We start from the raw sequence: 7,539 nt of genomic DNA, 5'->3' as shown, positions 1-7,539 counted from the left end.
GTCTAAATATGATAATATATTTGTTGGTTTCATTTTATTTTATCTCATCTTTTCTATATAGGTAAGTATATTTTTAGTTGCATGTAATAATACTATATTTTTTAAATTAAAACTACCTCCACATATCATAATATTAGACATATAGAGGTAGTTTGTCAATTTTTATCTGCTTTTATCTTTAATTCCTCATACCATTTAACTTTACCAACCAAATATCTTTGCAATAAAATCTAAAATTAGCCAATGCAATACTCTTCTTGACATATCATTACCTCCTCATAAAATATTTTCATCTATACAATTATCAATATAGCAGTTTCAAGAACTCTTCCAATCTCGAAGTTATTTTTTCTAACCTTTCAACTTCATAATCATAAAACATTATACTCTTGTTTGCAGTATTATAACAAATATAATTACCAAAGGGATCAATTCCAAAGGGAATAACACCCTTCTCAAAATCTATCTGCATTGCATCATCAAAACTATCTGCTTCTGTTTCGTTTGGATTGAATGAAAGAATCGCCCCAAGCAACTTCTCTTCTGTTTTTAACTTAAATTTAAACTTTGAGGGAGTTGCTGCATTGGCAATTTTTAATAGTTCCCTCAAATCATCCGGAATAAGAATTTGGTACTTTTCTTCCATCTCAGATAAAGCATTCTCTTTTAAATCAATTTTATATTTCCATTCAATATTCATCGTCAACCTCTCCTATCTACAGTCACTCCCGCCTCCCCAAAGACTTCTGCCTCCAGTATGGCGTGCAGCACTATGTTTATCTGCATCTACTAATTGCATTTTACCAGGTTCCTCATTATGATGCCAAGTCAATCCACTTATTCTTGGTTCACCCTTACGAATTTGCTCCAATTGTCGTGGTGTAAATTTTTTTGCAAAATTAGGATCTCTATCTACTCGTTTAGCTACTTCTTTTGTACAATATCTCATCTGTTCTGCATCAGATGCTTTTTGTAATTCTTTGGGCAAGTATATATCAATCTTAGATTTAAATTGCGGAAAAACACCTTCGTATTTTTCTCCATTAAGCTTAATTTCTTTTGAATCATACCTAACATCATTAATTGATTTTCCTTTCATGTTTTCATTAATAGTGCTTATATGTCTTGGCCTTGTTTCTTTTTCACCCATTTTATCAAAAAACTTTGGCTTTACATCCTTTCCTATAACTCCTGACTTTATCTTATTAGATGAAACTTTATCCATATCTTTAAAAGCCTTGGTTATACTTTTCATAGAATCAGTAAATTCCTTAAACATTTTCCCTCCCCCCTTACATTAAACCATGTTTAGTCATATAATTAAACCATTTCAGACTCATATCTTCAAAATGAATATCCTCCTCTGCCCTAGCTTCAAGAATTGTTTTTAACACTATATTCTGATATGTTCTATCCATTTCTTCAAGATTCCTGTCTATTTTTCTTACAAGAGTATCATTCCACTCTCTAATATCCTCTGCTCCACAAGCTGCTAAAAAAGCAGAGTCACAATCTCCATATGCCTCAAGTACATATTGTTTCACTACATCTTCATCAATTTTTTTATTAGACTTAACCATTGATAAAAGTTTAACTTTTAATTCTACTGATAATTTTTCATATTTTAAAAGTCTTTCTACATTATCCTTAGCCTTTCTATCAAATTCTTTTCCCGACATTATGTCTACAAGATACTTTAATATTTCACTTCTTGCATCAATTAAATTTGTATCCTTGTGGTCTTCGTAATGTTCATCAGATTTAGCCTTTTCTATATGACATAAAACAGGCTCAATCCAATCATTATGATAAACTGCAGCCACTCCAACAGGCAATTTGGCAACTTCATTAATCTGATTATCCGTAAGGTTTGCTGCCTTTCCTACCAGCTTTCTATCTTCATAATCCGGCAGTCTAAGCATAATTTTAGTGTTCGTATTCCTTATTACAGAGGCATCTAAAAGTCCCGGTGCCTGATCCACAATTATAAATCCTTCACCATAAGTTCTTACCTCTGCAATTATATTTGACAGCATTTCTACAGATTTTCCTACCAAATTTGCTCCTTCTGCTGCTCCTGTTGAACTAGCACCGGATTTCAATAGATTATGAGCTTCTTCCAGCACTGTCACATGGGAGAGTTTCTTATTCATACCTCCGGCATTAACTCTATGTTCCTGAAGTTTCATAACTAATATTCCCATAATAAGGGCTTTAGTATCCATCGCCCCTACCCTACTTAAATCTACTATTACATTATTATCAAACAACTCATCCCCGGAAAGTTCATAATTTGTAAAAATTCTTCCATTAATTCCATTCGTTAAAGATTTAACCCTTGTCAATAATGCTCCCGAATAGTTACTTTTAACTTCTTCTGAAAATGCAGAATTCTCAACAACATCTTGTAACATATCCAAAACATCATTAAATGTTGGGAATAACCTTTCTCCAATAATATTTTCTGAGCTATTTAAATCCCAACCTACATTGGCATAGGCTTTTTCCACAGCCTCCTTTAATACAGCCGGCATAGCTGCATACATAGGCCAGCAAACATTAAATATTTCAATCAGCTTGTCTATATGCTCTAATACATGTATATCTTTCGGGAAACTAAATGGATTAATTCTAAGCATTTCTGTTTTGTTTGGATTAGTTCCATATACCCTTACATCTTTTCTGTTACCAAAAACATGCTTATACTCACCCTTAGCCGGTTCAATAACAAGAAATTTTATTTCCTCATCATCTAGTCTGTTTATCAAATTATATACCGCATTAGATTTTCCTGAACCGGTCGCTCCCGTAATAAATGTGTGCATAGCAAGATCATTTACACATAATTTAACCTTAGTATCTTCATCAGAATTCATATGATAGATATTACCTATTTCTATCATTTTTTTACTTTTATTCTGAGATAAGGTAAAAGTATTTCTGCCAAATGCTACACACTCCGAAACAACAACACCTGTAACAGACTTTTTAGGTATACCTAAATGTAATGCCAGCTCTTTTCCGCTAACTACTGAAACTGCTGTGACCTTATTTTTATTTGTACCACAATATAATTCAAAAATCGGATGACGGCAATATTGCAAATATTTTTTAATCTCAAAAAGTCTATCTTTATCATCCCAAGTAGAAATATTAGCTGATTCTACAAATGTATTTTCCCCACTAATTAACGACTTATATGTACTTGCCGCCATACTGGAGTATCCTGCATTTTTAGCCAAAAAGTATGATGCAACTGAAAATACTCCATAATTTTCACATTTTTTAATTCTCTCTAAGTGCAAATCAATTTGAGAAAGTAACTGCTTTACACCTTTATTAATATACTCAATCTGTAATGAAGTACCTGCTGAATCACTTGATGTATCAGTATTAGTATTTGTACTGCTTTTTGTCTGTTGCCTGTTGGTTGATTCAGTAGAAGTATTGGTTCTTGAAGTACCTTCTGTAGTTGTTGTAGACCTGTTAGCAGATGCATTGAAACCTGCCATTTGACTAATAGTCTCAGTTAGTGACTTTCCAACCGTAGCTGTAGCAGCTACGTTTATAATCCCTTTAAGTATCCCAAGTGTGACAGAGGCAGAGGTAGAGGTAGTAGTAGATGTACTTGTAGAGCTGCTACCACTTATTCCAACAGATCCTCCTATCGTTTTAGCCTTGCTTTCCGAAGTCCCTAATGATAGTGATTTTGATTTGCTGCTTCCAAAACTATCTGCCAAACCTTCGCTTACAGAAGTCGACACTCCTTCCGAATGATTTTCTGAAAAGTTTTTAACTGATTTTTCAAAAGGTTTCAATGATGAATAAAGCAATTCCAGTTCAGCTTTTATTTCTTTAAGTTCATTTTTAGATATTGGATTTGCTATTATAAAACTTGAAAAAGGAATACCTTTCATTGAATCAATGAGTTTTTCAATCCCTTGAACAAACTTGGAATTATCCTCAGCTTTATCACTTCTCTCCCCTGCAACACCTGATACAACAGACAAAGCATTTTTATCATTATAAAGGCAATTTTCAATTACTTTTTTACTTTCATTATTTTCCAACAATATATCTTTTAATATTGCCATACTGCCCGGAAAATTTCCACTAAATCCATTATATAACGATTCAATTCCAAGCCTTAAACTACTGCTATCCTCTTCCTTACATATTCCAATATACAATTTAACTTCTGAACCATCTGAGTCCAAAATCATAACCAAATTAACGCCCAAAGAGTATGCCATATTATAAATATTGGTTAATTTTTGTAGGACATTTTCATCTTTATCATATACAATCTTCTCTACTTTAATTAATCTAAGATCTTGTCCAATCTTTTTGGTTAGGAATTCCCCTGTAACCGGAACAATATCCAATTCTGACAAATTGTTTATATAATTTCTATATACTATATTATCAGCCATTTCAAAGGCATTATATAAATCTTGTATTTTTCTTTCATCTAGCCTACTACCAGTATCAGACATAAATATCCCTCCTCATCCTATCATTACTTAAATATTTTAATCATCAGTATTATAAATAATAAAATAAGTACAATTACTGCCATATACTTTACACCAGTTGGTAAGTTTGCAAAAGCATCATTATTCTGTATATTTTTATGAAAATCTGCGTCTGATTGTTCTTTTTTATCTGCCAGCTCTTTATATGCAACCGGAGCTACTTCCATTAAATGGTACACTAATTCTTTGGAGAATTCCTTCCTCAAGCAAAGAAAAATTTTTGCAACATAATTAGTATTCCACTGTGTCCTGTCGCTTTCTATCTCAAACTCACCCGAATATTTTTGATACAAAATATCTTCTCCAAGCTCATTTTCAACATAGTGCAAGTTCTCAGCAAAGTTACCATCTCTCATATCCGGATTTGAATTCAAGATCGCCAACATTTCTTTTCTGACCATCCCAACATCATTCTGTCTTACATATTCCTTTATTTCGCTAAAAATCATACCTAGCCTCCTCTTAAATATCCAGTAATGACGCCACTTCTTTTATAAAAGTTTCTAACCATTCTGAATCCTTTTTATTTTTTTCATACCTTTCATCAAGCAACTTCTTATTATGAGTTAATTTATTCATTTCCTCAAACTCTCTTCTAACGGTAGCAGTAATGTCATTTAAGTGTTTCTTTACAAAATCTTTCATTACTTTTTCGCGTTTTTCAGCCTCTCCTATTTCACCATCAACTTTATCTAAAAAATCCAGTAATAATCCGGATAATACTTTACGAATAAAATCCTTTAATTTAACTGCCTGTTCCTTTTTGTCTACAATCTCCCATCCACTATCCACATTTAAGAATCTACGAACTGAATTCAACCAACCCGATTTTTCTCGCTTTACCTTTCCGGTTACAATTTCAGTATTAAATTTATCATCAATATTTTTTAAATCTTCCAAAGTAAGAGAATTAAAAGCTGAAAGTTTTTTCACTGAATAACTTCCTATATTTAGCATATTATTTCTATCCATTTCTCGTATATAGGACTGATATTCACTGAAAATTTTCTTGCACTTCTCATAAAAATCATTTTCTAATGAATGTTTTAAACTTATCTCTGTCTCTTTGCCCAAATTTAATAATTTCTTTCTAAATTCACTTAGATATTGATCAACCTCACTCTTTTTTACTATATCCGGGGAAACATAAACTAAGTTATTAATCTCTTGAGTTATTTTCTCTTTTATTTTTTTTGCTGCAGAAACATCAAACTTAAGTCCATCTACTTTCCTCTTAAATTCATCTAATTTCTTATCCTTCTCCAATGAATTTATTTTTTTTTCAAGTTCTTCTTTGGTCTTATTTAATTTTTCTTCTGATTCAGCAATCTCTTTCTCTACCTTACTCTTCATTCCCAGCTCTTCTACTCTTTTCATAAAAATATCATGCATATTTTTTATTTTTACTGCTTGAGCATATTTTTCTATATAGTTTGTTATTGCATATTCAAGTGCCGGAATCCCAGAATTTATCTCTGCAACTCTTTCATTCAATTTGTCTCCTCTATATTTTTCTACTTCATCACTAAATTCTTTTATTTTTTCTTCTGAAATTGGTGCATATTTAAATAACCTCCTACTTGCTCTGTTGAACTTCATTATCCCACTAATACATTCATCTTCTTCCCCATCATTCATTTCTGCCCCTATGTTTTTCATTCTTATTAGTTCACAGGTAAGTGCATCTACTAAAAATATATTGGGTTCATTTATACCTTTCCCTTTTAAGCGTTCTTTAATCTTCTTAATAATGTCCTCAGACGATTCTGTATCCGGATTAATTTTACTCATCTTATTACATACAAACATAATCCTGTCTCTTGCACGTTTTCCTACGGACGAAGTATTTATCGTCATTGCAATAGTTTCAAGCAAAGAATCACAATCTACACTCTGTATTGAATCAGGGTTAAATATAAAAAGTATAATATTGCTATTTTCATTTCTAATGGCTTTTTCCATTACTTCCCTATGATGTGTATCCTCTGCATTATTAGGTCCTGGTGTATCTACAAATACAACATTTATTTCGTCTGAAGGTATATTGGGTATATTTCCCATTATATCAATTAAATCAATATTTTTATCTCTATTTGCTCTATCGTTTAACTCAGTAATAAGTTTCAAGTCTGCAACCTGATTATTAACTATTGTTTTACCTTTATTATCCTTACAAGTTACCATAAAGTTTTTATAATCATCTCTATCTTTAACTCTTGTTATAGTAGCTGTCGTTGCCTGATTGGCTCCCGGCAGTATTTTTCTTCCTATAATTGAGTTTATTAAAGTTGATTTTCCACTACTCATTGGGGCTATTACTACTATTTCAAATTCTGAAGAAATAGTAGTATCAAAAGCTTCGCGTATTTGTGGATCTTTCAGTTCATCAATAGGTGAGTTTACAATTTTATTAAACTGTTTTTTTAACAGTTCCACTTTATTTTCACTACCTTTAGCCGGTATATGTACTAACTCTACTTCTTTAAAACACTTAATCCCATATTTGCCTTTAGCATATTCTATATCTTTAAAATCGTGCAAAGTTCCATTAAATTCTAAACTCAGCTTCTCTGATGAATTAAAATATTCAAAAAGTTCTTGAAACAATCCTTTCCAATCCCCAATCGGTTCTATCCATTCTTGCAACCTCTTATCCTGCATATAATAAAAATTTGACTTATTATCTATCTTTTTATTATTCAATAAAAATTCCGTTTCTACTATATATGGGTTATATTTAATTTTTACCTTATTCATTATTTTAAACTCCTTTTCATCTTTTACTTGGTATTGATTTAATAAAATTACTTACTACATGGACTTCAACATAATTCTTTCTAACCTCCTATGAATATTATTTTATAATACTTAATTTGGAATCTTAATCTTTATATCTTCCACTTTCAGATTAAGTCCTGATAAATCTTCAACTTGACTAGATATTTTATCTATATATTTTGGAATTATCCTTTTTTCATTTAATATATCAAAAATCAGCTTAATA

Annotated in this window: 5 protein-coding genes; all 5 read right to left on the bottom strand. The window is 31.4% G+C overall.

The genetic code is table 11. The features are described 5' to 3' along the window. Positions 1-304: 304 nt before the first annotated feature. From ACTTG8_RS09265 to ACTTG8_RS09245, 5 genes are read right to left on the bottom strand one after another with little or no spacing between them, the layout of a single operon-like run. Positions 305-700, bottom strand: coding sequence for an SMI1/KNR4 family protein (locus tag ACTTG8_RS09265; RefSeq protein ID WP_442561830.1), 396 nt, complete (start codon positions 698-700; stop codon positions 305-307). A 12-nt stretch (positions 701-712) separates the two neighbouring features. After that, complete coding sequence (locus ACTTG8_RS09260) at positions 713-1,279, bottom strand: HNH endonuclease (RefSeq protein WP_442561829.1); 567 nt, start codon at positions 1,277-1,279, stop codon at positions 713-715. A 13-nt stretch (positions 1,280-1,292) separates the two neighbouring features. Continuing rightward, a complete protein-coding gene (locus tag ACTTG8_RS09255; RefSeq protein ID WP_442561828.1) occupies positions 1,293-4,496 on the bottom strand; it encodes an ATP-binding protein in 3,204 nt (1,067 codons plus the stop codon). A gap of 23 nt (positions 4,497-4,519) precedes the next feature. Beyond that, positions 4,520-4,984, bottom strand: coding sequence for a hypothetical protein (locus ACTTG8_RS09250; RefSeq protein WP_442561827.1), 465 nt, complete (start codon positions 4,982-4,984; stop codon positions 4,520-4,522). Positions 4,985-4,997: 13 nt separating this feature from the next. Then, a complete protein-coding gene (locus tag ACTTG8_RS09245) occupies positions 4,998-7,292 on the bottom strand; it encodes a dynamin family protein (RefSeq protein WP_442561826.1) in 2,295 nt (764 codons plus the stop codon). Positions 7,293-7,539: the final 247 nt, after the last annotated feature.

This window comes from Catonella sp. (genome assembly GCF_052173895.1).
In the GTDB taxonomy this organism is placed as follows: Bacteria; Bacillota; Clostridia; order Lachnospirales; family Lachnospiraceae; genus Catonella.
This window is presented reverse-complemented; position numbering and strand designations above follow the sequence as displayed.

Coding starts and splice junctions, on each gene's coding strand:
- ACTTG8_RS09265 (WP_442561830.1), bottom strand. CDS start 700: ATGAATATTGAATGGAAATATAAAATTGATTTAAAAGAGAATGCTTTA.
- ACTTG8_RS09260 (WP_442561829.1), bottom strand. CDS start 1,279: ATGTTTAAGGAATTTACTGATTCTATGAAAAGTATAACCAAGGCTTTT.
- ACTTG8_RS09255 (WP_442561828.1), bottom strand. CDS start 4,496: ATGTCTGATACTGGTAGTAGGCTAGATGAAAGAAAAATACAAGATTTA.
- ACTTG8_RS09250 (WP_442561827.1), bottom strand. CDS start 4,984: ATGATTTTTAGCGAAATAAAGGAATATGTAAGACAGAATGATGTTGGG.
- ACTTG8_RS09245 (WP_442561826.1), bottom strand. CDS start 7,292: ATGAATAAGGTAAAAATTAAATATAACCCATATATAGTAGAAACGGAA.